Origin of the sequence: Ruegeria lacuscaerulensis, from assembly GCF_013034745.1 — a bacterium.
Lineage (GTDB): Bacteria > Pseudomonadota > Alphaproteobacteria > Rhodobacterales > Rhodobacteraceae > Ruegeria > Ruegeria lacuscaerulensis_B.
This window is the reverse complement of the sequence record NZ_WQGP01000006.1, coordinates 76,013-96,977: the sequence shown is the minus strand read 5'-3', so window position 1 is coordinate 96,977 and position 20,965 is coordinate 76,013. Positions and strand designations below refer to the sequence as shown.

Sequence of the window (20,965 nt, the reverse complement as noted above, 5' to 3'; positions counted from 1 at the left end):
CGGGTAATTGACAATCCTCGACCTGAAATTGGGCCACCGCTTGGTGGCCCTTTTTTCTTCAGTCCATGTCTATGTCGACCCAGACCAGCCGGTGGCGGCTGGCTTTTTTGGCCGCGTCCCGCTCTGGCGTGCCCGGTTTGGGCCAGTACACGCCCGCGCGTTGCACGGTCCAGTGGGCCGAGGGCAGAACATAGTCGACCCTCAGATCCCCGACCGCTTTCCATGTGACCGTAGTCAATGCACCGGTAGGGTCCTGCGGACGCGGGTCGGTCAGGCGCGGGTCGGTCAGCAGGCTGTGGATCGCCAGTTTGAGGCCTTCACCCTGCGTCGGATCCTGGTTTGCATCCCCGGCGATGATGAAAGGGCCATTGGGGGCCTGTCCCATATCGCCATCCAGAACTGCGCGCCACAGCATGATCTCATCATGATTGCGCAGACCATTGCGGTCCTCTGACCCATCAAACACCGGAGGGGCAGCATGGAAGGTCATCAAAGTTAGCGGCCCTTGTGGGGTTTCTATTGGGACCGCCCAATGGGCCACGGACGAAAGTCGCTGGATGTCCTGCGCGTTGGTGGAGGGGAAGGGTCGCCCATCGACCAGCGGCAACTTGGCATTCGGCAGGTCGCGCCAGCGCAGCGCGGTAAATTCCTGCACCTGATCCGTGGTGATGGGATAGCGCGACAACACTGCCATCCCCGCTTGACCGGTGAACCGGCCCCAGCCCTGGGCATCACCGGGCCCTGATGTGCGGCCATCGCCATCCATATCCAGCCCGGTTTCCAGGCCAGAGTTCGGCTGGGCGGCATAGATATGCGGATAGCTCAGCCCCTGTGATGACACTTGCGTGGTCAGCGCCCGGATCGTCTGACCGTTCAGGTCCCAGTCGATCCCCTGCAACGCGACAATATCGGCCTGAACCGCCAACAGGACCTCTACCACCGCTTGAACCTGTGCTTCGCCGCGCTGGATATCGCGCAGCAACAGTCCGGGCCCGTCGCGGCTGAGTTCGGTGTTGAAGGTGGCCACGCGTAAAGGTTCTGCCTGCGCCATGATCGGCAGCAGCAGAAGGATCAGGGCACGGATCATGCGGCCTGAGTGGACTCGGTTGTGGAATAGGCGCGGCGTTTTTCGACGATCAGGTTGGCAATCCGCAAAGTCGCCATCCCGCGCATGATCATGCTAGCGGGCAGGAAGGCCCATGCGCTCATCGTCCAGATTAGGGTTTGCGGGTTATTGAGCGAGATGGGATCGGCGTATTCCGTCAGTATCTTGATCAACGCCGGGATCAGGAAGGGCAACAGCACCCCGATCGAGATGTTCAGCCGTCCGTCCCGTTGCAGCCGGGTGACGACGTCGCCGCCCTTGGTCGGGTCGAATAGCGGTAGATTTGTCCAGACATTGAATGCACCGTTGCCGGTTGGCCAACCACGCAGCTTCACCGCATAAGCAAAAGCCGCGATGGTCGCCAAGGCGGCGACATAGGCGACGCTGGCGGAAATACGCACTAGCTCGGTCAGTGGCGCACTTGCCCCTGACGGCAGGATCAGGACGATCAGGCGGACCGGAGAATAGGGGAAGTCCACGATATTCGCGATACCTAGGCCGACCGAATAGAAAACCTCGGTCAGGCTGGTGGGCATATAGGCGTTCTTGCAGATCAGCGTCAGGAAGGTGACCATTGTAACTAACCCGACAAAGCGCAACCGGTTCACCGGCGGCGCATCGCGGAATTCGATAAAGCTGGGAAAGGCCGAGTTATATTCGGCAAAGGTCAGAAAAAATGCGAGAATGGCGAGAAAGACGACGATCTCGGTCCCATTCGTTGACGATACGGGCAGATACAACGCGGGGGTCAGCACCACAAGTGCAACAAGAATGCCCCGAATTGCCGCCCCTGTTGTGCGCGCAATCACTTTCCGAACCCTTTCAAACTGGACGGGCCGATCTTTGCCGACTTCATTCCAACTTGTGCCCGTCATTGATTATTTTGACGGATGCCTCATTAGCGCCAACATTGACCCCCCAAGGCAATTCGCTCAAGCCAAGGTGCAGAAAACACTCCATTTGGGGCAAAAAGATGGCAAAACTGGTGCTGGTTTGCATCATTCCTGACGCAAAACCGTCGTCTATTTTAAGGTCACCGCAACATGTTGTGGTTGCTGAATTTCAGACCCCAAGAATGCGAAAGGGACCGCCGAAGCGACCCCTTTAAGTTGCATTGCATACGATGTCTAAAAGAATCACACCCACGGACGCGCCTGAGAGGCGTGCTCTTCGAATTTGTCGATATGATGTTCTTTTTCCATCGACAGGCCGATATCGTCCAAACCGTTCAGCAGGCAGTGCTTGCGGTGAGGGTCGATGTCAAATTCGATCTCGACGCCGTCCGAGGTCGTGATCTTCTGATCTTCCAGATGCACAGTCATGCGGGCGTTCTCGCCCTTGTGCGCGTCATCCATCAGAACCGCATGATGCTCTTCTTCGACGACGATGGGCAGGATGCCGTTCTTGAAGCAGTTGTTGAAGAAGATGTCCGCGAAGCTGGTCGAGATCACGACCTTGATGCCGAAATCCTTGATCGCCCAGGGCGCGTGTTCCCGCGACGAGCCGCAGCCGAAATTGTCGCCTGCTACCAGAATCTCGGTGTTGCGATAGGCAGGTTTGTTCAGAACGAATTCTTCATTCTCGCCGCCATGGTCGTGATAGCGCATCTCGTCGAACAGCACGACGCCAAGGCCAGACCGTTTGATGGTTTTCAGGTGCACTTTGGGAATGATCATATCGGTGTCGATATTGATCAGTGGCATTGGGGCGGCCACCCCGTGGACTTTGTCAAACTTTTCCATGTTCACACTCCTGCGGGAGAGGGCCGCGCCCGTGCCCCGCGTTTAAGCTTCTTTCGCTTCTGTTGTTTCGTCTTTGGGTGCGTCTTTGACGTAGAACGCCATAAAGACCAGGCCGAGCCCGTTAAAGATCATCTCGATGCCCAGTAGAATGCCCAGCAATTGCAGCATGATCGCAGGCTCGACTGTGGCAAAGCGCCAGATAAGCATCGCCAGGACAATCGACATGATGCCAGAAATCAGCGTGGCCCAGAAATATTGAGTGCCACGCATCTGGAACGACAGGATAACTCGGGCGATTCCGCCTGCCAGAAACAGGATCAGACAAACGGTGGCCAGCGTCAGCGTGCCCTGCAACGGGTGACCCAAAAAGGACCAGCCCAGAAACAGCATCACCACACCCATGATGAGTGACAGGATTTTGTTACCCGTGCCTTCGACGGTAAAGCCGCCGACAACCTGCAACGCGCCCGAGATCAGCAGCAACACACCCGTCACCACCGTTACGGCAATCGACGCCACCGCCGGCGCGCCCAGCACAAAGATGCCAAACACGATGGACAGAAGTCCAAGCAGCAGCCATTTGATCCAGTCACTCATTTGTTCAATCCCTCAAATATCTAGATATGAGGGTACCTTACATCAAGTCGCGGACGTCTGTCAGCCGTCCTGTGAGGGCCGCTGCGGCAGCCATTGCCGGGCTCAGCAGGTGGGTGCGTCCTCCGCGGCCCTGACGACCCTCAAAGTTACGGTTCGAGGTCGCGGCACAGCGCTCGCCCGGTTGCAACTGGTCGGGGTTCATCGCCAGACACATCGAACATCCTGCCAGACGCCATTCGAAACCGGCCTCTTTGAAGATGTCGGCCAGACCTTCTTCCTCGGCCTGCAATCGGACCAGACCCGAACCGGGCACGACCATTGCGCGCATCCCGTCCTTGATCTTTTTGCCTTTGAGGATTTCAGCAGCGGCGCGCAGATCTTCGATCCGGCCATTGGTGCAAGACCCGATAAAGACGGTGTCGATTTCCACGTCGCTCAGCTTCTGACCGGCTTCCAGTCCCATGTATTCGATCGAGCGGCGGGCCGCGTCAACTTTGCCGCCTTCGAAATCTTCGGGGTTCGGCACGGTTGCGGTGATCGGCAACACGTCTTCGGGGCTGGTGCCCCATGTCACCACGGGCGCGATATCTTCGCCGCGCAGGGTCACGACCTTGTCGAAATGCGCGCCTTCATCGGTGTAAAGCGTTTTCCACCACTCCATTGCGGCTTCCCACTGGGCGCCTTTCGGGGCGTGGGGGCGGCCTTTGACGTATTCGAACGTGGTCTCATCGGGGGCGATCAGACCCGCGCGGGCACCGCCTTCGATCGCCATGTTGCAGACGGTCATGCGGCCTTCCATCGACAGATCGCGGATCGCTTCGCCGCAATATTCGATGACATAGCCGGTGCCGCCTGCTGTGCCGGTCTCACCGATCACAGCCAGAGTGATATCCTTGGCGGTCACGCCCGGCTGCAATTTGCCGGTGATTTCCACCTTCATGTTCTTGGATTTCTTCTGGATCAGAGTCTGCGTGGCCAGAACATGCTCAACCTCAGAAGTACCAATTCCGTGGGCCAGAGCACCAAACGCGCCATGGGTGGCGGTGTGGCTGTCGCCGCAGACAACGGTCATGCCGGGCAGGGTCCAACCTTGTTCGGGGCCGACGATGTGGACGATGCCCTGACGGACGTCATGCACCGGGTAGTAGTGAATGCCGAAATCCTTGGCATTCTTGTCCAGCGCCTCGACCTGAATGCGTGATTCCGGGTTTTCGATCCCGTTCACGCGGTCCGGCGTGGTGGGCACGTTGTGATCCGGCACGGCGATGGTTTTTTCCGGCGCACGCACCTTGCGGCCCGCCATGCGCAGGCCTTCGAAGGCCTGAGGGCTGGTCACTTCGTGTACCAGATGGCGGTCGATATACAGCAGGCAGGTGCCATCGTCGGCTTCATGCGCGACATGGGCATCCCAGATCTTGTCATAGAGTGTTTTGGGGGACATCGGTCCTCTCCCGTATGTAATGAGAATTGGCTGGCGAGGTGGCTTAGGCCGCCGATAGGCGGGCCAGAACCGTGCGGGCAGCCCCATAGAACCGTTCGCGCAGACGGGCGCGATCTTCAAGGTTCTGAATCTGGGCTACGGTGAGTCTCATGGCGTCCAGATATATTGCCAATTGCCGTCAATCAAGGTTCAAAACCGCGTCAGGCTTGCATCATGGGGCTGTGCTGTCCAAGCTGCAGGTATGAATCAAGACCTGATCCCCAGCTCGCTGTCGGACCTTTATGACAACATGGTCGCGGGCTTTTCTGTGCAATTCGAAAACCTTCTTGAACTGGTGGTCACGCCCGGCTGGCGTCAGCACCAGCTGGTGATCATTCTATTGCTATGGGCTTTGGCATTTGGCCTTAAGCTTTTCACGCAAGGCCGGTGGGATTCTTGGGCGCGGGCGCGCACTGGGTGGCCCAAATGGCGTTTGCGCGTTTTAGTACAGCTGATGCAGCGCTTGACACTGGTCTATTTCGTGTTGCTGTCCTGGGCACTGTATCTGGTCATGCAGCAGATCACATGGCCGTCCCGCAGTTATATCATTGGCGTTATCGCGACTTTGGCGACGGCGTGGTTGGCCATAGCGCTGGCGGCGCGACTGGTGCGCAACCGGACGCTGCGGCGGATCTTCAAATGGGCCATGTGGGTCTATGCAACGCTTGTCGCCCTGAATCTGACTGATGACGTGGCCGAGTTTTTGGACGGAGTCGCGATTTCTATTGGAGATCTGCATATCTCGGTGCTGGGGATCATCAAGGCGGCGCTGTTGATCGGTGTTCTGCTGACGTTGGCGCGTGTGGGTACGCGCGCAGCCGAACGTGGTTTGAAAAGCAATGATGACATCACGCCTTCCATGCAGGTGCTATTGGCCAAAGGCATTCAGGTGGTTCTGTATGGGGCCGTCTTCATGGCTGCGATCCGGACGCTAGGGTTTGACCTGACCGGAATCGCGCTGCTGTCTGGTGCGATCGGTGTGGGCATCGGGTTTGGGCTGCAAAAGGTGGTGTCTAACCTGATCTCGGGAATCATCATCTTGATGGATCGCTCGATCAAACCGGGCGACGTGATCTCGCTGGGGGATACGTTTGGGTGGATCAACGCGCTGGGCGCGCGTTATGTCTCGGTGGTGACACGGGACGGGCGGGAATACCTGATCCCGAACGAAGATCTGATTACCAGTCAGGTCGTGAACTGGTCGCATTCCGACAAGTTCGTGCGGCTGGATCTAGAGTTTGGTACCAGCTATGGCGACGATCCCCACAAGGTGCGCGCCACCGCTATCCGTTCAGTGAAGTCCGTGGCCCGCGTGCTGAGTGGCGGTCTACATGAACCGGTCTGCCATATCACTGGATTCGGGGACAGCAGCGTCGACTACGTGCTGCGGTTCTGGATCAGCGATCCGACCAAGGGGCTGACCAATATACGCGGCAATGTCTACCTAGCGCTCTGGGATGCGTTTCAGGCCGAGGGTATCTCGCTGCCCTTCCCGCAGCGCGAGGTGCGCCTGCTGCCCGACGCAGACCCGCAACAGATCGTAGAGGATTGACGCTGCGTTGATGGCGCGTTCATTGAAATGTTGCATTCCCCTTGTTACCTTATTAGTACCCCGGCGCCGGGATTTGATGGCGCGCAGCAAAGGAGGACTATGTCCTGTCTCTACATACCCAGGCGGGGTTGCCCGCCGATGACGGGGCCAGCGTGATGGCCCACTCTCAGTCAATCAGCGACAAGCTGCTTGAGCGTATCCTTTCCTCACTTTCCGATGACAAGGCCGAAGACGTCGTGCAGATTAACCTGCAAGGTAAGTCTTCTGTTGCGGATCACATGGTGATTGCCTCGGGTCGGTCGACCCGTCAGGTCTCGGCCATGGCGGAAAAGCTGACGGATCGCATCAAGCAGGAATTCGGTTTCACCTCGAAGGTCGAAGGCAAGGATGCCGGCGACTGGGTGCTGATCGATACGGGCGACGTTATCGTCCATATCTTCCGCCCCGAAGTGCGTGAATTCTATCAGCTGGAAAAGATGTGGCTGCCTCAGGGCGGCAGCGCCTCGGCGAACTGAGGCGCTATCCCGGCCTGTATTGAAAGGCCGGAGGCGAGAGAGATATGCGGATTAGCATAGTTGCGGTCGGGCGATTGCGCGCCGGACCCGAGAAGACCCTGCTTGACGATTACCTGACACGCTTTGACCGGACCGGACGCGCTTTGGGCCTTGGTCCTGCGCGGGTGATCGAGGTTGAAGACAAGAAAAACGCTGGAATGGGCGCCGAGGCGACGCTGCTTCGCAAGGCGCTGCCCAAAGGCGCGGTCATCTGTACTCTGGACGAACGGGGCCGTGTGATGTCCTCGCCGGAATTTGCCAAAAAGCTGGGCGGCTGGCGCGATGCCGGGCGGCAAGATTTGGCGCTGATCATCGGCGGGGCAGACGGAATAGACCCTAATCTGCGTGCCGAGGCGGATTTTTCGATCTCATTTGGTTCGATGGTATGGCCCCATATGCTGGTCCGTGTGATGCTGGCCGAGCAACTCTATCGGGCCGCAACCATTTTGTCGGGCGGCCCCTATCACCGGGTCTGATATGGCGCAGCTTTTGATCATTTACCATTCGCGCACCGGCGGGGCCCGGCAAATGGCCGAAGCTGCAGCCAAGGCTGCAGGGGATGAGGCGGATGTGGTTCTGAAACCCGCCGATCAGGCCGGACCCGAAGATTTGTTGCAAGCCGACGGCTATATCTTCTGCGCGCCCGAGAATCTGGCCGCGATTTCGGGTCTGATGAAAGAGTTTTTCGACCGCAGCTATTATCCGGTGCTGGGTCGGATCGAAGGCCGCCCCTATGCGCAGATGATCTGCGCCGGGTCTGATGGCGAAAACGCCGCGCGACAAACCGCCCGCATCGCAACCGGTTGGCGGTTGAAAGAGGTGCAGCCGCCGCTGATCATCTGCACCCATGCGCAAACACCCGAGGCGATTCTGGCCAAGAAAACCATCCCCGACGACCAGCTTGAAAATTGCCGCGAGCTGGGTCTTGCCATGGCCGCCGGTTTGCAGATGGGCGTGTTCTGACTTCAGTTCAGGTCGACCACAAAGGTATTTTTGGCCCAGCCATCGGTATTGGTGCGGGCCTGTACCTGCACTTGCGACGTGCCCGCCGGGATCGCCACACCGCTTAGTGAGCGCGTAAAGGGCTGTTCATTCTCATGCGGGTGATGCAGCACGCGCAGTCCCAGCTCTTTCCCCTCCATATCCAGCACACGCCAGCCATCTGCATAGTCATCCCACCCGGTTTCAGGATGTGAGACGGTCACATCGAATCGCCATGTGCCACCGTTTGATTTCGCGGTGACGGCTTCGATCACGGGGTCATCTGCAAGGGCCGGAGTGGCCAGAAGGGCGCTCAGAACAAGATATCTCATGATATGAACTTAACCTTTTGTGGTGAACTGAGGGATCACGATCCGGTGTTGAGGAGAATTGTGCGGGAATGCGACGCGAATTCACGCCGATAGAGCATAGCCAGCGTGATCACCGTGCCCGCAATCAGCGCATAGGGGCCCAAGATCCATGCAACAGAAGCCAGCGCAAAATAGGTCGCCCGCAGACCACGATTGAAACTACGCGCGGCGGTGACGCAAATCTCGGCCGCTTGGGCGGCGCGCGGATAGGCGGTGGGCTCTTCAGGGTCATTTGGCACAGCCGCCATCAATACGGCGCAATAGCCAAACAACCGGTGTGCCCAGACATATTTTAGAAAAGCATTCGCCAAAAACAGCAGGATCACAAGAATTTTGACCTCCCACACCAGCGCGGGCGCGGTTCCCAGTGCCAGATCCTGCGCCAGCCCGGCCAGGTGCTCTGTGTTGCCCAGCAGAGCTAGTCCACCCCCGATGGCAATCATCGTGGTTGAGGCAAAGAACGTGCTGCCCTGCCGCATCGTGCCGACGACCTGCGCGTCAAACATGCGCGGCTGACGGGTCACCATTTCTTTCATCCAGTCTCGGCGGTAGTCGTCCATGATCATTCCAACCGAGGGCTTGTTCGGTGACGGGTTTTCGATCCGCCAGCCGATCCCCAGCCACGCGCCGATCAGCAGGGCGATACCGACGAAATCCAAAGGTGCGAAGGGCATTGATTGATAAATCCAGGACATGCATTGGACCCTACGTTTTACGGGAAAAACTTGCCAGATCGGAAAATTGGTAATATTATTTTACCAAACTGGAGGATCAGCCATGGAAATGCCGACGCCTAACCCTGACGTTCTGCGCCGAAAGGATGCGGTGTTGCGCCGTTTGCTGCAAGTGCTGCCTGAAGACGCCGTTATTCACGACCCGGCCGAGACGCGCGCTTATGAATGCGACGCGCTGACAGCTTATCGTTGCCCTCCGATGCTGGCGGTGCTGCCGTCTACGACCGGCGAAGTTTCGGACGTGCTGCGCATCTGCAATGAAGAGGGGGTTCCGGTGGTGCCGCGCGGCTCGGGTACCTCGCTGGCGGGTGGGGCGTTGCCCACGGCTGACAGTGTTATTCTGGGCATTGCCCGGATGAACGCTGTGTTGGAGACCGACTATGACAACCGCATCATCCGCGTGCAGACCGGCCGCACCAACCTGAGCGTGACCGGCGCGGTGGAGGCGGAAGACTTCTTCTATGCTCCTGATCCTTCATCGCAGCTGGCTTGTGCGATAGCGGGCAATATTGGAATGAATTCGGGCGGGGCGCATTGTTTGAAGTATGGCGTGACCACAAATAATCTGTTGGGCGTCAAAATGGTGATGATGGACGGCAGCGTGGTCGAGATCGGCGGCGCGCATCTGGACGCGGGCGGGTTGGACCTGCTGGGCGTGATCTGTGGTTCGGAAGGGCAGTTAGGCGTTGTGACCGAGGCAACGTTGCGAATTCTGCGAAAGCCCGAGGGTGCGCGGCCCGTGCTGATGGGGTTCGATGACAACGAAGTCGCCGGGCAATGTGTCTCTGACATTATTAAATCGGGCATTCTGCCGGTGGCGATCGAATTCATGGATACACTGTGCATCAAGGCGTGTGAGAATTTTGCGCAGGCGGGCTATCCCGATTGCCATGCTTTGCTGATTGTCGAGGTCGAAGGATCAGAGGCCGAGATCGACTATCAGCTGTCCAAAATCATAGAGATTGCCAAGCGTCACAATCCGGTCGAGCTGCGCGAAAGTCAGTCGGCTGAGGAAAGCGCGAAAATCTGGTTGGGCCGAAAATCCGCCTTTGGCGCGATGGGGCAGATGAACGATTACATGTGCCTCGATGGGACGATCCCAGTTTCTGCCTTGCCGCAGGTACTGCGCCGTATCGGAGAGCTGAGCGAGGAATATGGCCTTCCGGTGGGCAACGTATTCCACGCGGGCGACGGCAATATGCACCCGTTGATTCTGTTTGATGCCAACAAGCCTGGCGATCTCGAGAAATGCGAGGCGTTCGGCGCGGAAATCCTGAAGCTGTGCGTGGATGTGGGTGGCTGCCTGACCGGCGAGCATGGTGTGGGCATCGAAAAACGGGATCTGATGTCGCATCAATACGCGCCAGCGGACCTTGAAGCGCAGATGGCCGTCAAGGATGTGTTTGATCCGAACTGGTTGCTGAACCCGGCCAAGGTGTTCCCGCTGGATGTGTCTGAGGCGCGCCGGATTGCAGCCGAGTAAGGGGGCGCTGCCCCCATCGCGGCAAGCCGCGATTCCCCCGAGGTATTTTTGAACAGAAGAAATGTCATGAGACCTGAAACAGAGGCCGAACTGGCCGAAATAGTGGCCGGGCTGCAGGGCCCCGTGCGAATTGCCGGTGGTGGATCCCGCGGGATCGGCGGGCCCGAGATGACCATCGAAACCGGCGGACTGAGCGGTATTTCCCTGTATGAGCCGGGTGCGCTGACGATTGTGGCGCAGGCCGGTACTCCGGTGGCCGAGGTCGAGGCGGCGTTAGAGGCCGGAGGGCAGCAATTGGCGTTTGAACCGATGGATCATCGCGGTCTGTTGGGCACGAATGGTGCGCCGACCATTGGCGGTGTCGTGGCCGCTAATATCTCAGGCCCGCGCCGCATTCAGGCCGGGGCTTGCCGTGATTTCCTGTTGGGCGTGCGATATGTCGATGGCAAGGGCCATGTGGTCAAGAATGGCGGGCGGGTGATGAAAAACGTCACCGGCTATGATCTTGTCAAACTGATGGGCGGGTCATGGGGCACGTTGGGTGTTCTGACCGAAGTGTCGCTGAAAGTGCTGCCCAAGCCAGAGGCGGTGGCGACATTGGCCTTGCGCGCTGATGATGTCAGCGCGGCTGTTGCGGTGATGTCAGCGGCGTTGAAATCCCCTTTCGAAGTGTCGGGTGCGGCCTATGACCCGCAAGAGATGCGGGTTCTTCTGAGGGTCGAAGGGTTCACGGACTCTGTCGCCTATCGTGTTGAGCAGTTGAAATCGACATTGGCCGTTTTCGGAGAGATTGCTGAGATCGATGGCTCGGTCGAGCGGTGGCAGGCCATTCGGGACGTATCTGCGTTTCATGGTGTGGATGGGGATGTGTGGCGGATTTCGGTCAAACCTTCGGATGCGACCGGGATTGCGCAGCGGATTGGAGCGGATCGAACCCTCTATGACTGGGGCGGCGGGCTGATCTGGGCGCTGGTGCCCAAAGGCACGGACCTGCGCGCACGCGTCGGCGCATTTGACGGTCACGCGACCTTGGTCAGAGCAAATGCGGAAACGATTGAGGTCCTGGGGCGTTTTCAGCCGGAAAGCCCCGGAGTTCAGGCTCTGACAAAGGGCATTCGACAGCGTTTCGACCCGCGCGGGTTGTTCAACCCGGGTCTGATGGGGTAAACAGATGCAGACAATATTCACTGAAAAACAACTGCAAGACCCGGCGATTCAGCGCTCGAACGAGATCCTGCGCAACTGCGTCCATTGCGGGTTTTGCACCGCCACATGCCCCACCTATCAGGTGCTGGGCGATGAGCTGGACAGCCCGCGCGGGCGGATTTACCTGATCAAGGACATGCTGGAAAACGAGCGTGTGCCGGATGAGAAAACGGTCAAACATATCGACCGCTGCCTGTCCTGTCTGGCCTGCATGACCACGTGCCCGTCCGGTGTGCATTACATGCATCTGGTCGATCACGCGCGTGAATATATCGAACAGAATTACAAACGGCCCTTCACCGACCGCGCCCTGCGCTGGGTGCTGGCGCAGATCCTGCCTTATCCGATGCGGTTCCGATGGGCTTTGATCGGGGCTAAGCTGGGCCGTCCGTTCAAATTCCTGATGCCAGATGCGCGGTTGCGGGCGATGCTGGATATGGCGCCAAAACATATCCCTCCGGTCAGTCGCAACGACGACCCGCAAAGCTTTGCCCCCAAGGGTGCGCACAAAAAGCGTGTCGCGCTTATGACGGGGTGCGCGCAAAAGGCGCTGAACACTGATATCAACGATGCCACCATCCGTTTGCTGACCCGGCTGGGGTGTGAGGTCGTGGTGGCCGAGGGCGCAGGCTGTTGCGGGGCGCTGACGCATCACATGGGCAAGTCCGATGACAGCCACAAAGCGGCCGCTGCCAATATCCGCGCTTGGGTGGCCGAGATGGACGGGGACGGGTTGGATGCCATCGTCATCAACACTTCGGGCTGTGGAACGACCGTGAAGGACTACGGGCATATGTTCCGCAATGACGCGTTGGCCAAAGATGCGGCGCGGGTGTCGGAGATTGCCATGGATATCAGCGAGCTACTGATGCAGCTGGATATGCCCGAAGGTGGCGAAAAGGGTCTGACTGTGGCCTATCACGCAGCCTGTTCGTTGCAGCATGGTCAGAAAATCAAAACCTATCCTAAGGACCTTTTGAAACGTGCAGGGTTTACTGTGGTCGAACCTGCGGACAGCCATCTGTGCTGTGGCAGCGCCGGAACCTACAACCTGATGCAGCCCGAGATTTCCGGGAAACTCAAACAACGCAAGGTCAGGACGCTGGAGGCTGGTAACCCTGATGTGATTGCCGCAGGCAACATCGGATGTATGATGCAGATCGGATCGGCTACCGAGGTTCCGATTCTGCACACGGTCGAGTTGTTGGACTGGACGACCGGAGGGCCCCTGCCAAGGGCCATGCAGCAGGACCACAGGCCGGACCGCGAGGTGCCGATCTTAAGGTAGGTGTCTGAAGACGACTACGGTCGCGTTCAGATCCCGGCTGTCAAGCAAGCGCCCTATTTTCGCCTTACGCACTGCGTAGGAGGATAAGTCGAAGCTACGCCGGAGAACCGCTTGCGAAACTGGATCAAGGTCTTAGCCCTGGCACTGATGCCAATGCCCGCCACGGCACAGGATTCAAGGTTGAAAAGCCTGGAAACCACCGATGCCGGGCGCGCGTGGATGGCTGTTGGGCGGCTGGATATCGGCGGTGCCGGGTTTTGCACAGGCACCCTGATTTCGCCGACTCTTGTACTGACCGCCGCGCATTGTTTGTTCGACAAGGTTACTGGCCAACGCGTGAACTTGTCAGATGTCGAGTTTCTAGCCGCATGGCGCTTGGGTCGAGCGTCGGCCTATCGGGCGGCGCGGCGAGCTGTCATTCATCCCGAATACCAGTTTGGCGAGGACTCCACTGCCCGGATTGGCAGCGATATCGCGCTGGTCGAGCTGTGGCAACCGATCCGCAACACCACCGTCATCCCGTTTGAAACCGGCGCACGCCCGGCGCGAGGGGAAGAGGTTGGCGTGGTCTCATACGCGCAGGACCGGGCTGAAGCGCCATCGTTGCAAGAGGTCTGCTCGGTCATGACCCGACGTTCGGACGTTTTGGTGATGTCCTGTGATGTGGAATTCGGCGCGTCCGGGGCGCCTGTGTTTTCGTTCAAAGGCGACCGCCCGCGCATCGTCTCGGTCGTGGCTGCCAAGGCCGAATTCAATGGCCAACGTGTGGCCGTGGGCACAACGGTCGAGGATTCACTGGATGTTCTGCACCGTGAATTATCCGCAGGGCGCGGGTTCATCGCCGACACGCCGCCAGGGGCGGCCCGCAACAATGTGGGTGCGAGGTTTATCAAACCGTGACGCGTATTCTTGCGACCCTATTGTGTCTGCTGGTGATGGCGACAACCGCAAGCGCCCAAAGTGCCAAGCGCAAGCTGACCGACCGGGAAGACCTCTATGGTTGGGAAGCGGTCGGGCGTCTGGATATCGGAACCCAAGGCTTTTGCACTGGCACCCTGATCGCGCAGGACATTGTACTGACCGCCGCGCATTGTGCGCTGGATAGGGCAACGGGCCGACCCTATGCGCCGGGGCAGGTGACGTTCCGCGCGGGTCTAAGTCAGGGGCAATCGCTGGCAGACCGAAAGGTTGTACAGATCGCAGTTCATCCCGACTATGCCAAGCATCCATCGCTTTCGAATGCTGGCGTTCGGGCCGACGTTGCCCTGATGAAGCTGGAACAACCGATCCCTCTTTCCGTTGCGGACCCTTTTGCCTTGCACAGCGGGCGTGTGACGGGGGGTGAGGTCAGCCTGGCCTCATACGGGCGGGGTCGATCCGAGGCGATTACCCGAGAACGGTCCTGCGATATTCTGCAAAGAGTGGAGGGGCTAATCCTGTTTAACTGCGATATCACCTTTGGGTCTTCGGGCTCGGCCCTGTTGGCGCGCAAAGGGTCGCGCTGGCAGATTCTGTCGGTGGTTTCGGCGGTTGGCGCAGTTAATGGCCGCAAGGTTGGGTTTGGCATGGAACTGGCCGGAATTGTCTCGGAACTGAAGGCCGATCTGCGCCGCGACGCACCGCAGCCCAAAGCCTCGATCAATCGTCTACAGGTCGGGTCGGGCAAGTCCAATTCCGGTGCGAAATTCATCAGCCCCGGCGGGGGTTGAACTCGGCCAAATCGTTACCCATGTGAACTGTATCGGGTCGCCACGAACGGGGCCTGATACAGCAAACCGCCCGTCCGAACCGGAGGGCATATCGTAGATCGCTCAGACTTGAGGATATGACACATGCGTACTTTTGATTTTGCTCCGCTGCACCGCGCAACCATTGGCTTTGACCAGATCGCCGACATGATGGATCGCGTTCTGACCAATGACGTGGCTCAGCCCAGCTACCCGCCCTATAACATCGAAAAAACCGATGCTGACACCTACCGGATTTCCGTCGCTGTCGCCGGTTTTGCCGAGGCCGATCTTTCGGTCGAAGTGAAGGAAAACGCCCTGATCGTGGCCGGCAAGAAAGCTGCCGAGGACAAGGACCGCTCTTACCTGCATCGCGGCATTGCCACCCGCGCGTTCGAGCGCCGCTTTGCGCTGGCCGACCACGTGCGCGTCACCGGTGCCAGCCACGAGAACGGCATGTTGAACATCGACCTCAAACGCGAGGTGCCCGAAGCTCTCAAGCCGCGCCGGATACAGATTTCGTCTGGTCAGGCCATCGAAAAGGACGTGGTTGACGCCAAAGCCGTGAACTAAGGCCGTCCGACCACCGCGATAGTCCTGCCTCTCGGGGCTATCGCAGACTGCACGCCCCGCGTTCCTCCAGACGCGGGGCGTTGTTCCCCAAACCAATATCGATCCTGCGCAATAGTGCAGAGGTTGAATGTTCAACGAGTTACTTGAACCCAGCCGTCTTGATCTGGGTCAGTCCCGTGGTGGGTAGGGGTTCGTTGGGTCTTACATGACCAAAAGTAAGGACAATTGAGTGCGAGTGAATGGAAGGAATCTGAAATGAAGAAAGTAACTGTATCTTGCTTGCTTGTGGGCACGCTTGCGTTAGCGGCGTGCGGGGCGCCAACGACGCCAACACAGGCCCAGGTCCAGCACGATGCGCGTTGCGCAGCAGGTATTTTGGGTGGCGCGGCTCTTGGTGGCGTTGTCGGCAATCGCTTTGGCGGCGGTTCAGGTCAAACACTGGCGACTGCGGCAGGTGCCGGACTTGGAATGTATGCAGGTCAGTCGGCTTGCAACTGACGAAAAGTTACATGCTGAACAGTTTAGCGCCGCGCAGGTAATGCGCGGCGCTTTTAATTTAGGAATATGTGCTTCAGTTCCCAGCCGTCACCTGACCGATCGACCAGAACATCGTCTCGCCCGAGGCATCGTCGACGCCGTCATTGTCGGTCATCACGAAAGCCTCGCCCGAAGGCAGGATGGCCAGACCTTCGATCTTGTCCAGCACGTAGCCGCCCGTTGAGGTCAGGTCTGGCAGCAGGTCGCGGACCTCTTCCTTGGTGACCACTGGCAGTTCACCACCCAGCGGGGCAGGGGTCATTTCTGACAGCGGGATGCGATAGATCTTTTTGGTCACGGCGCGGTGGTCGTGCTGGTTGTCGCGTTCGATGACATAGACATGATCACCAAAGGCCACGATCTCCGACAGACCGACCCAGCCTTTTTCCGGGTCAGCCTTGGGATAGTGCACTGCACCCCATTCCTTGGTGTCCAGATTGTACGCGACCAGTTTCACGTGGTTTTCCGGGTCGTCCTTCCATTCGCGCTGTACGGCCATCCACAGGGTTTCGCCGACTTTGGTTATGCCCTCGAAACCGAAACGCTTCTCGACTGCCATCAGTTCAGGCGGCAGGCCGATCTCGCCTTTGCGGTCCTTGATCTTGCCTTCAGCAGAGACGTGGTAGATCGCGTGCGGGATAACGCTGTCGGTCCGCCCTTCGGACGCGACATAGAAGCCACCCTTGCCATCCAGCGTGATGCCCTCAAGGTCCAGCTTTTGCGCCGGGTTGCCGTCCTGACGGTGAATGCGGATCACGTCCACGATGCGGGCGGGTTGCTGGCTAGGGTCGATCTTAAAGATCGAAGGCTGGAAGCCGTAGAAGCTGTCATTGACCGCATAGATCATGCCGTCCTCATCCGCGACCAGACCGGAGAGGGCGCCCCAACCGATCAGCTCATCCGCGCCTTCCGAGGTCAAATGCGGATAGTTGGCGGGGGCGTCCTGATACTCAAAAATCGAGACATGCGCACGCGGGCCTCCATCTTCGATCAGGTCTTTTTCGTTGGCTGAGATCAGCAGATTGCGCTCGGGGATGGCAACATAACCTTCCGGCCCAACGCCTGAGGGCAGCAGCTGTTTCAGAACCGGGCTCGCAGGGTCGGTGGCGTCATAGACCCCCACAACCGAGGCGCGCTCGGCCCCCACAAAGATCATCGGAGTACCGCCAAAGGTGGCTGCGGTCACGCTTTCCGGCTCAACGCCTTTGCTGTCCGAGCGTTTGTCGGGGTAGTGACCGATCTGGATGATGGCTTTCTCGAACTCGGTGCCGTTCTCATACACAACGGTGCCGTCCTTGTGGAAGATCGTCCAACCACGCGAGCCGCCCTCATAGTCGCCTTCATTGGCAGTGGCGAAGTGGTTGTCGTCGATCCATTTCACAGCGTCGGGTTCACGCAAGCGGCCCGGCTGGCTTTCGGTGAAGATTAGCGCGCCACGTTCATCGGTGGCATCGATGCCTTCCAGATCCACACTGCCGGCCGAGAAATGGCTGATCACGGTGCCATCTTTGGCAATAACCGCCATGTGGTTATTTTCTTGCAGGGTGACGACGGTTTCACCCAAGCTGTTTATGTCCACGAACTCGGGCTCGGGGTCGGTCGGCGCAACCTCGGCCAAACCGGTCAGCGAGGCCATTTTCATGCCCGCACAATCCAGCGCGCCATCTTTCAATGGCACCAGAGCCAGCTCACCTGCAGGTAGCTGTGGGATGAAACCGTCGTTCAGATCTTCGTCACGCTCATTCTCAATGGCGACGGCGACAAAGCTGGCATCCGGGGCGATTGCGACGCTGTCAGGCTGACCGCCCAGATCACAAGCGCCGGTTTGCGCTTTGCCCGCAATATCGACCGAGATCAGCTTGCCCGAGGGTGCGGTGTAGCTGTCCGACGTGTTCACGCCAACAAAAGCCGTCGAGCCAACGATTCCAACTGAGGTTGGCTCGCCACCCACCTCCATCGCACCCAAAGGTGCCGGGTTCGCCGGGTCGGCGATGTCGACCATACCGATCACGCCCAGCGGGCTGTCGGTATAGACCAGCGTCATGCCATCTGCAGTCGCCGCGATAATCTCAGGCGAGGTTTCGCGGTTCATATCCGCACCCTCAGCCATGTTCTTCACAACTGGAAATGACGCAATTCGGTTGAAATTCATCTCTGCCACGGCCTGACCGGCGGTCAGGGCCAAGGCAGATGTCAGACAGACACAGCGCAATGACATCGGTTGGTATCCTCTCTTGCTTAGTTGCAAGGGGGGATGGACGTGGTTCATTACGCTGGCGTGACGGTTTTGTTTCAAATTGGTGACAAGATGGGCTGCCTTCTTGCTGCCGCGATGCGTTTGTTCGTTTCAGGTCGCGCCCAGATTGCAGGGTCTATCTTTTGCCATGTATTTTTGCCAGTCTTTGCAGGAATTTTCCGCCCAAGGGGATGTAAATAGGCGTAACATTGCCTATCTTATTGGGGATTTTAACAAAAAAAGGGATAGCAGATGTCGAACCATCAATTTGACGCCTTGATCGAAGAAACGCAGACGAAAGTGCGTGAAAGCCAGTCGCAGATCGAAAGCCTGACCTCGCGGATTGACGCGGCGCGGGCCAAGATTGGCACGGCCGAGGCAGATATCGACATCGAAAACGCCACGCTTGAAGACGTACATGCCCATACCGAGGTGATGAACGCCAATATTGCTGAGCTGATTATGGGGCTGGACGACGTCACCAACGCGTTTTCCAAGGATTTCGACGAGATGCGCTCGAAAACCGGGTGGGAGTCGTTTGTGGGCATCTTCGCCAAGGGCAAATCCGAGTCGATGCGGCAGGAGCGGATGCGCACGGCCAATATTGACGACAAGCTGCAGGACCTGATTGCCAAATCGGACGTGATCGTAAAGTTGCTGGAAGGCCAACTGTCGGTGCTGGAAGAACAGCGCGTGAAGGTCGAGGACAACCTGACCGTCACGCTGGATGATCGCGAGGCCACCGTGGCCGAGTTGGAGGCCTTGCGTGCCGAGATCCAAGGCATGGACCCGACGATTATCACGCTTGAGAACAAGATCAGCGTCGAACAGGACGCCGCCGCGCGGACCCAGTTAGAGACTGAATTGGCCGAGCTGAACAAGCAATACAACGCCAAGGTTCAGGAGGAACAGGTCAAGCTGGCCAAATCGCAAACGCTGGAGCGCTATATCGAAAAGGGCAAAACCTGGGTCGATTCACTGCAAAACCAGGCGGCGACGCAGATGGTGCTGATCAACAAGCTGCAGACAGACACGCAACAGCGCGTGGTGCTGTATGACGCCCTGACCAAATCGCTGAAAACCGCGCAGCAGCAGGACGTGGCCCACCGCATCAACGAGATCGGCGTGCAGACGGACCAAGAGGCGCAGACGGCGATGGCCGCCATCGGCACCGCGACCAACCAGAAAATGGCCGACATGCTTGAGGCGCACGAAGGCCACATGGTCTTTGCCCGCGATGTGCTGGAGAAAAAGGCCAAGGCGGATGAGCGCTTTGCCCGCCGGTTTGCCTCGATTGTCGAGAAGCATGATAAGAATTTGTATGGGGGTTCTTGAGGGTCACCGTTGTGACTAAACACACCAATAACCGTTATACATCGGGTCTTGCGCGCAGGGACATTCAGCTTCCCGCATGGGTAGAGAATGCGATGATCCTGCGCTGGTTCGCTATCGGCCTTGGCGTAATTTTCTACTGGATCACGGAGTCCCTTTGGGCTCCGGCTATTGGGATCGCAGTGTTCGCAGGGATCGGGCACTTGGTCTATCAAATTTACAAAAAGGAAGACCCGGTTTCGGCCGAAATCGCGTTCCACAATGACACTGATGGGTATCACTCAGGAGACGCGGATGGGGACGGAGACGGTGGAGACTAATGGAGACTAACCCCACCCAAGACCATGTCGGCCTGACTGACACCTTCGCCTCGCGCCGATATTTCCGCAAATTCGAGGTGATCTCCGTCCACCTCCTGCGCGTGGCCGCGACGATGGAGGCGGAGGGCGCCATCAGCAAGCAAGAGGTGCGGATCGTGTCGCGCTACCTTTCGGGGCTGCTCTACACCTTTAGGGCGCTCAGCATGAAATACCTGCTGGTCGGTCGCGATACGGGGCGGTTCTTTGGCAGCCTCGCCATGGACAAGCGCGACAGCGGGTTTCCGGTGTCGGCCGAATTGCTGACCATGGCCAACGACGCGCAGCAGGCGAAGGTGCATCTGGCGAATATGCCCTCGGAAGACGATCTGAAAACCGACATGGTGCGGACGATCATTGGCGACCGGGAAATTCCGACCAAGCTGCAGTTCGCGCTGTCTCAAAGGCTCTATTACGAGGAATTGCTGAAAGGTCAGTTGTTCTGGTCCCGCAACGATCCCGAGTGCCACTGGATTGGAAATGAGGGTGAGCGGCGCAAGTTCCTGATCCATTGGGCGGTCTATGACAGCCAGATCAACCTGCCGGTCATCTACATGATGCAGGTGGAGGACAGTGGCAGGACAGCTCTGCCCAAAGACCAACGCCGCTGGCCCGAGGTGCAGGCGCATCTGATGGCGCAATCCTTGGGCGGGTTGAAGCTGGTGACGATTGCCAAAGGGTTCGATCAGGATTTCGACGATCTGCACCCCAAGCACCTGCGCCGCATCCATGTGGGGCCGATGTATTCCTCGGCCTATACCGAGCAATCCGGTCCCTTGCGGCAAGTGCTGGAGGACGCTCAGGCCCCCGAGGGTCAAGATTGGGCGCTGGCCTGGACCACCGAGGAACTGGAGAGCGAGGACGTTTTCGAGGAACGCGCCGGGTGGTTCTCGACCGTTGAGCGCGAAATTTTTGCTTTGGATCCGTTTGGCGCGCAAGGGGCCGAGACTGGGGCCACGCGCACGCAGCGGTCGATTATCCTGCCTCAGCGCCCGTTTCAGGTTCTGGCAGAGCGCGACCCGCCGGGCTTTGGTGACGTGCGCAAATTCGTTGTCAGCAAGACGGGGCAAGTGTTGCGCTATTAGATTTTTTGCCTCCGGCGGAGGTATTT

Annotated in this window: 23 protein-coding genes; 14 read left to right on the top strand and 9 right to left on the bottom strand. The window is 58.6% G+C overall.

Going from position 1 to position 20,965, the window contains the following annotated elements; translation table 11 throughout:
* Nucleotides 1–58 precede the first annotated feature (58 nt).
* The 6 genes from GOV79_RS13185 to GOV79_RS13160 form a co-directional block, all read right to left on the bottom strand.
* Nucleotides 59–1,087: an endonuclease/exonuclease/phosphatase family protein gene (locus tag GOV79_RS13185; protein ID WP_170790126.1), complete on the bottom strand. Its 1,029-nt coding sequence runs from the start codon at nt 1,085–1,087 to the stop codon at nt 59–61.
* A complete protein-coding gene (locus tag GOV79_RS13180) occupies nt 1,084–1,914 on the bottom strand; it encodes a hypothetical protein (RefSeq protein ID WP_170771085.1) in 831 nt (276 codons plus the stop codon). Before GOV79_RS13180 ends, GOV79_RS13185 begins: the two co-directional genes overlap by 4 nt.
* Before the next feature lie 327 nt (nt 1,915–2,241).
* The gene (gene leuD / locus GOV79_RS13175; RefSeq protein WP_170790125.1) at nt 2,242–2,847 is read right to left on the bottom strand and encodes a 3-isopropylmalate dehydratase small subunit; all 606 of its coding nucleotides are present in this window, start codon (nt 2,845–2,847) and stop codon (nt 2,242–2,244) included.
* A 42-nt stretch (nt 2,848–2,889) separates the two neighbouring features.
* Entirely contained in the window at nt 2,890–3,444 is a 555-nt protein-coding gene (locus GOV79_RS13170; RefSeq protein WP_170771080.1) for an HdeD family acid-resistance protein, read from the bottom strand.
* A 37-nt stretch (nt 3,445–3,481) separates the two neighbouring features.
* Nucleotides 3,482–4,885, bottom strand: a complete 1,404-nt coding sequence (leuC, locus tag GOV79_RS13165; RefSeq protein ID WP_170786357.1) for a 3-isopropylmalate dehydratase large subunit — start codon at nt 4,883–4,885, stop codon at nt 3,482–3,484.
* A 43-nt stretch (nt 4,886–4,928) separates the two neighbouring features.
* Nucleotides 4,929–5,036 (bottom strand): isopropylmalate isomerase, encoded by a 108-nt coding sequence (locus GOV79_RS13160; RefSeq protein WP_174819376.1) that lies wholly within the window; start codon nt 5,034–5,036, stop codon nt 4,929–4,931.
* A gap of 90 nt (nt 5,037–5,126) precedes the next feature.
* Here GOV79_RS13160 and GOV79_RS13155 point away from each other — a divergent pair, with 90 nt between their 5' ends.
* From GOV79_RS13155 to GOV79_RS13140, 4 genes are all read left to right on the top strand, one after another.
* Nucleotides 5,127–6,476, top strand: coding sequence for a mechanosensitive ion channel family protein (locus GOV79_RS13155; protein WP_170790124.1), 1,350 nt, complete (start codon nt 5,127–5,129; stop codon nt 6,474–6,476).
* 155 nt (nt 6,477–6,631) lie between these two features.
* Nucleotides 6,632–6,991 (top strand): ribosome silencing factor, encoded by a 360-nt coding sequence (gene rsfS, locus GOV79_RS13150; protein WP_058276550.1) that lies wholly within the window; start codon nt 6,632–6,634, stop codon nt 6,989–6,991.
* Nucleotides 6,992–7,035: 44 nt separating this feature from the next.
* Nucleotides 7,036–7,506: a 23S rRNA (pseudouridine(1915)-N(3))-methyltransferase RlmH gene (rlmH, locus tag GOV79_RS13145; RefSeq protein WP_170771073.1), complete on the top strand. Its 471-nt coding sequence runs from the start codon at nt 7,036–7,038 to the stop codon at nt 7,504–7,506.
* 1 nt (nt 7,507) lies between these two features.
* Nucleotides 7,508–7,993 (top strand): flavodoxin family protein, encoded by a 486-nt coding sequence (locus GOV79_RS13140; RefSeq protein ID WP_170790123.1) that lies wholly within the window; start codon nt 7,508–7,510, stop codon nt 7,991–7,993.
* Nucleotides 7,994–7,995: 2 nt separating this feature from the next.
* Here GOV79_RS13140 and GOV79_RS13135 read toward each other — a convergent pair whose 3' ends face one another.
* Together GOV79_RS13135 and GOV79_RS13130 are read right to left on the bottom strand one after the other, a co-directional pair.
* Entirely contained in the window at nt 7,996–8,343 is a 348-nt protein-coding gene (locus GOV79_RS13135; RefSeq protein ID WP_170786363.1) for a hypothetical protein, read from the bottom strand.
* A gap of 35 nt (nt 8,344–8,378) precedes the next feature.
* Entirely contained in the window at nt 8,379–9,077 is a 699-nt protein-coding gene (locus GOV79_RS13130; RefSeq protein WP_170790122.1) for a DUF599 domain-containing protein, read from the bottom strand.
* 82 nt (nt 9,078–9,159) lie between these two features.
* Between GOV79_RS13130 and GOV79_RS13125 the strand changes: the two genes are divergently transcribed.
* From GOV79_RS13125 to GOV79_RS22515, 7 genes are all read left to right on the top strand, one after another.
* Nucleotides 9,160–10,599 carry an FAD-linked oxidase C-terminal domain-containing protein gene (locus GOV79_RS13125; RefSeq protein ID WP_170790121.1) on the top strand — a complete coding sequence of 480 codons (1,440 nt, stop codon included), beginning with the start codon at nt 9,160–9,162 and terminating at the stop codon, nt 10,597–10,599.
* A gap of 66 nt (nt 10,600–10,665) precedes the next feature.
* Complete coding sequence (locus GOV79_RS13120; protein WP_170790120.1) at nt 10,666–11,766, top strand: FAD-binding protein; 1,101 nt, start codon at nt 10,666–10,668, stop codon at nt 11,764–11,766.
* 4 nt (nt 11,767–11,770) lie between these two features.
* Complete coding sequence (gene glcF / locus GOV79_RS13115) at nt 11,771–13,093, top strand: glycolate oxidase subunit GlcF (RefSeq protein WP_170790119.1); 1,323 nt, start codon at nt 11,771–11,773, stop codon at nt 13,091–13,093.
* A 180-nt stretch (nt 13,094–13,273) separates the two neighbouring features.
* Nucleotides 13,274–13,993 (top strand): trypsin-like serine peptidase, encoded by a 720-nt coding sequence (locus tag GOV79_RS13110; RefSeq protein ID WP_408015520.1) that lies wholly within the window; start codon nt 13,274–13,276, stop codon nt 13,991–13,993.
* A complete protein-coding gene (locus GOV79_RS13105; protein ID WP_170790118.1) occupies nt 13,990–14,802 on the top strand; it encodes a trypsin-like serine peptidase in 813 nt (270 codons plus the stop codon). Before GOV79_RS13110 ends, GOV79_RS13105 begins: the two co-directional genes overlap by 4 nt.
* 123 nt (nt 14,803–14,925) lie before the next feature.
* Nucleotides 14,926–15,393 (top strand): Hsp20 family protein, encoded by a 468-nt coding sequence (locus tag GOV79_RS13100; RefSeq protein ID WP_170790117.1) that lies wholly within the window; start codon nt 14,926–14,928, stop codon nt 15,391–15,393.
* A gap of 255 nt (nt 15,394–15,648) precedes the next feature.
* The gene (locus tag GOV79_RS22515) at nt 15,649–15,891 is read left to right on the top strand and encodes a glycine zipper 2TM domain-containing protein (RefSeq protein WP_170771051.1); all 243 of its coding nucleotides are present in this window, start codon (nt 15,649–15,651) and stop codon (nt 15,889–15,891) included.
* Nucleotides 15,892–15,964: 73 nt separating this feature from the next.
* Here the strand turns inward: GOV79_RS22515 and GOV79_RS13090 are convergent, their stop codons facing one another.
* Nucleotides 15,965–18,148, bottom strand: coding sequence for an esterase-like activity of phytase family protein (locus GOV79_RS13090; protein ID WP_170790116.1), 2,184 nt, complete (start codon nt 18,146–18,148; stop codon nt 15,965–15,967).
* A 270-nt stretch (nt 18,149–18,418) separates the two neighbouring features.
* Here GOV79_RS13090 and GOV79_RS13085 point away from each other — a divergent pair, with 270 nt between their 5' ends.
* The 3 genes from GOV79_RS13085 to GOV79_RS13075 are packed head-to-tail and all read left to right on the top strand — an operon-like array spanning nt 18,419 to nt 20,939.
* On the top strand, nt 18,419–19,501 hold the full coding sequence (locus tag GOV79_RS13085; protein WP_170790115.1) for a coiled-coil domain-containing protein: 1,083 nt from the start codon (nt 18,419–18,421) through the stop codon (nt 19,499–19,501).
* An 11-nt stretch (nt 19,502–19,512) separates the two neighbouring features.
* On the top strand, nt 19,513–19,818 hold the full coding sequence (locus GOV79_RS13080; RefSeq protein ID WP_170790114.1) for a hypothetical protein: 306 nt from the start codon (nt 19,513–19,515) through the stop codon (nt 19,816–19,818).
* Complete coding sequence (locus tag GOV79_RS13075) at nt 19,818–20,939, top strand: hypothetical protein (RefSeq protein WP_170790113.1); 1,122 nt, start codon at nt 19,818–19,820, stop codon at nt 20,937–20,939. The genes GOV79_RS13080 and GOV79_RS13075 overlap by 1 nt, the downstream gene beginning before the upstream one ends.
* Nucleotides 20,940–20,965: the final 26 nt, after the last annotated feature.

What these genes read in the sequence shown, in the direction of transcription:
- GOV79_RS13155 (WP_170790124.1), top strand. Translation starts at nt 5,127, where the DNA reads ATGAATCAAGACCTGATCCCCAGCTCGCTGTCGGACCTTTATGACAAC.
- GOV79_RS13140 (WP_170790123.1), top strand. Translation starts at nt 7,508, where the DNA reads ATGGCGCAGCTTTTGATCATTTACCATTCGCGCACCGGCGGGGCCCGG.
- GOV79_RS13085 (WP_170790115.1), top strand. Translation starts at nt 18,419, where the DNA reads ATGTCGAACCATCAATTTGACGCCTTGATCGAAGAAACGCAGACGAAA.
- glcF (WP_170790119.1), top strand. Translation starts at nt 11,771, where the DNA reads ATGCAGACAATATTCACTGAAAAACAACTGCAAGACCCGGCGATTCAG.
- GOV79_RS13160 (WP_174819376.1), bottom strand. Translation starts at nt 5,036, where the DNA reads ATGAGACTCACCGTAGCCCAGATTCAGAACCTTGAAGATCGCGCCCGT.
- rsfS (WP_058276550.1), top strand. Translation starts at nt 6,632, where the DNA reads ATGGCCCACTCTCAGTCAATCAGCGACAAGCTGCTTGAGCGTATCCTT.
- leuD (WP_170790125.1), bottom strand. Translation starts at nt 2,847, where the DNA reads ATGGAAAAGTTTGACAAAGTCCACGGGGTGGCCGCCCCAATGCCACTG.
- GOV79_RS13120 (WP_170790120.1), top strand. Translation starts at nt 10,666, where the DNA reads ATGAGACCTGAAACAGAGGCCGAACTGGCCGAAATAGTGGCCGGGCTG.
- GOV79_RS13100 (WP_170790117.1), top strand. Translation starts at nt 14,926, where the DNA reads ATGCGTACTTTTGATTTTGCTCCGCTGCACCGCGCAACCATTGGCTTT.
- rlmH (WP_170771073.1), top strand. Translation starts at nt 7,036, where the DNA reads ATGCGGATTAGCATAGTTGCGGTCGGGCGATTGCGCGCCGGACCCGAG.
- GOV79_RS13075 (WP_170790113.1), top strand. Translation starts at nt 19,818, where the DNA reads ATGGAGACTAACCCCACCCAAGACCATGTCGGCCTGACTGACACCTTC.
- GOV79_RS13125 (WP_170790121.1), top strand. Translation starts at nt 9,160, where the DNA reads ATGGAAATGCCGACGCCTAACCCTGACGTTCTGCGCCGAAAGGATGCG.
- leuC (WP_170786357.1), bottom strand. Translation starts at nt 4,885, where the DNA reads ATGTCCCCCAAAACACTCTATGACAAGATCTGGGATGCCCATGTCGCG.
- GOV79_RS13170 (WP_170771080.1), bottom strand. Translation starts at nt 3,444, where the DNA reads ATGAGTGACTGGATCAAATGGCTGCTGCTTGGACTTCTGTCCATCGTG.
- GOV79_RS13185 (WP_170790126.1), bottom strand. Translation starts at nt 1,087, where the DNA reads ATGATCCGTGCCCTGATCCTTCTGCTGCTGCCGATCATGGCGCAGGCA.
- GOV79_RS13090 (WP_170790116.1), bottom strand. Translation starts at nt 18,148, where the DNA reads ATGTCATTGCGCTGTGTCTGTCTGACATCTGCCTTGGCCCTGACCGCC.
- GOV79_RS13130 (WP_170790122.1), bottom strand. Translation starts at nt 9,077, where the DNA reads ATGTCCTGGATTTATCAATCAATGCCCTTCGCACCTTTGGATTTCGTC.
- GOV79_RS22515 (WP_170771051.1), top strand. Translation starts at nt 15,649, where the DNA reads ATGAAGAAAGTAACTGTATCTTGCTTGCTTGTGGGCACGCTTGCGTTA.
- GOV79_RS13135 (WP_170786363.1), bottom strand. Translation starts at nt 8,343, where the DNA reads ATGAGATATCTTGTTCTGAGCGCCCTTCTGGCCACTCCGGCCCTTGCA.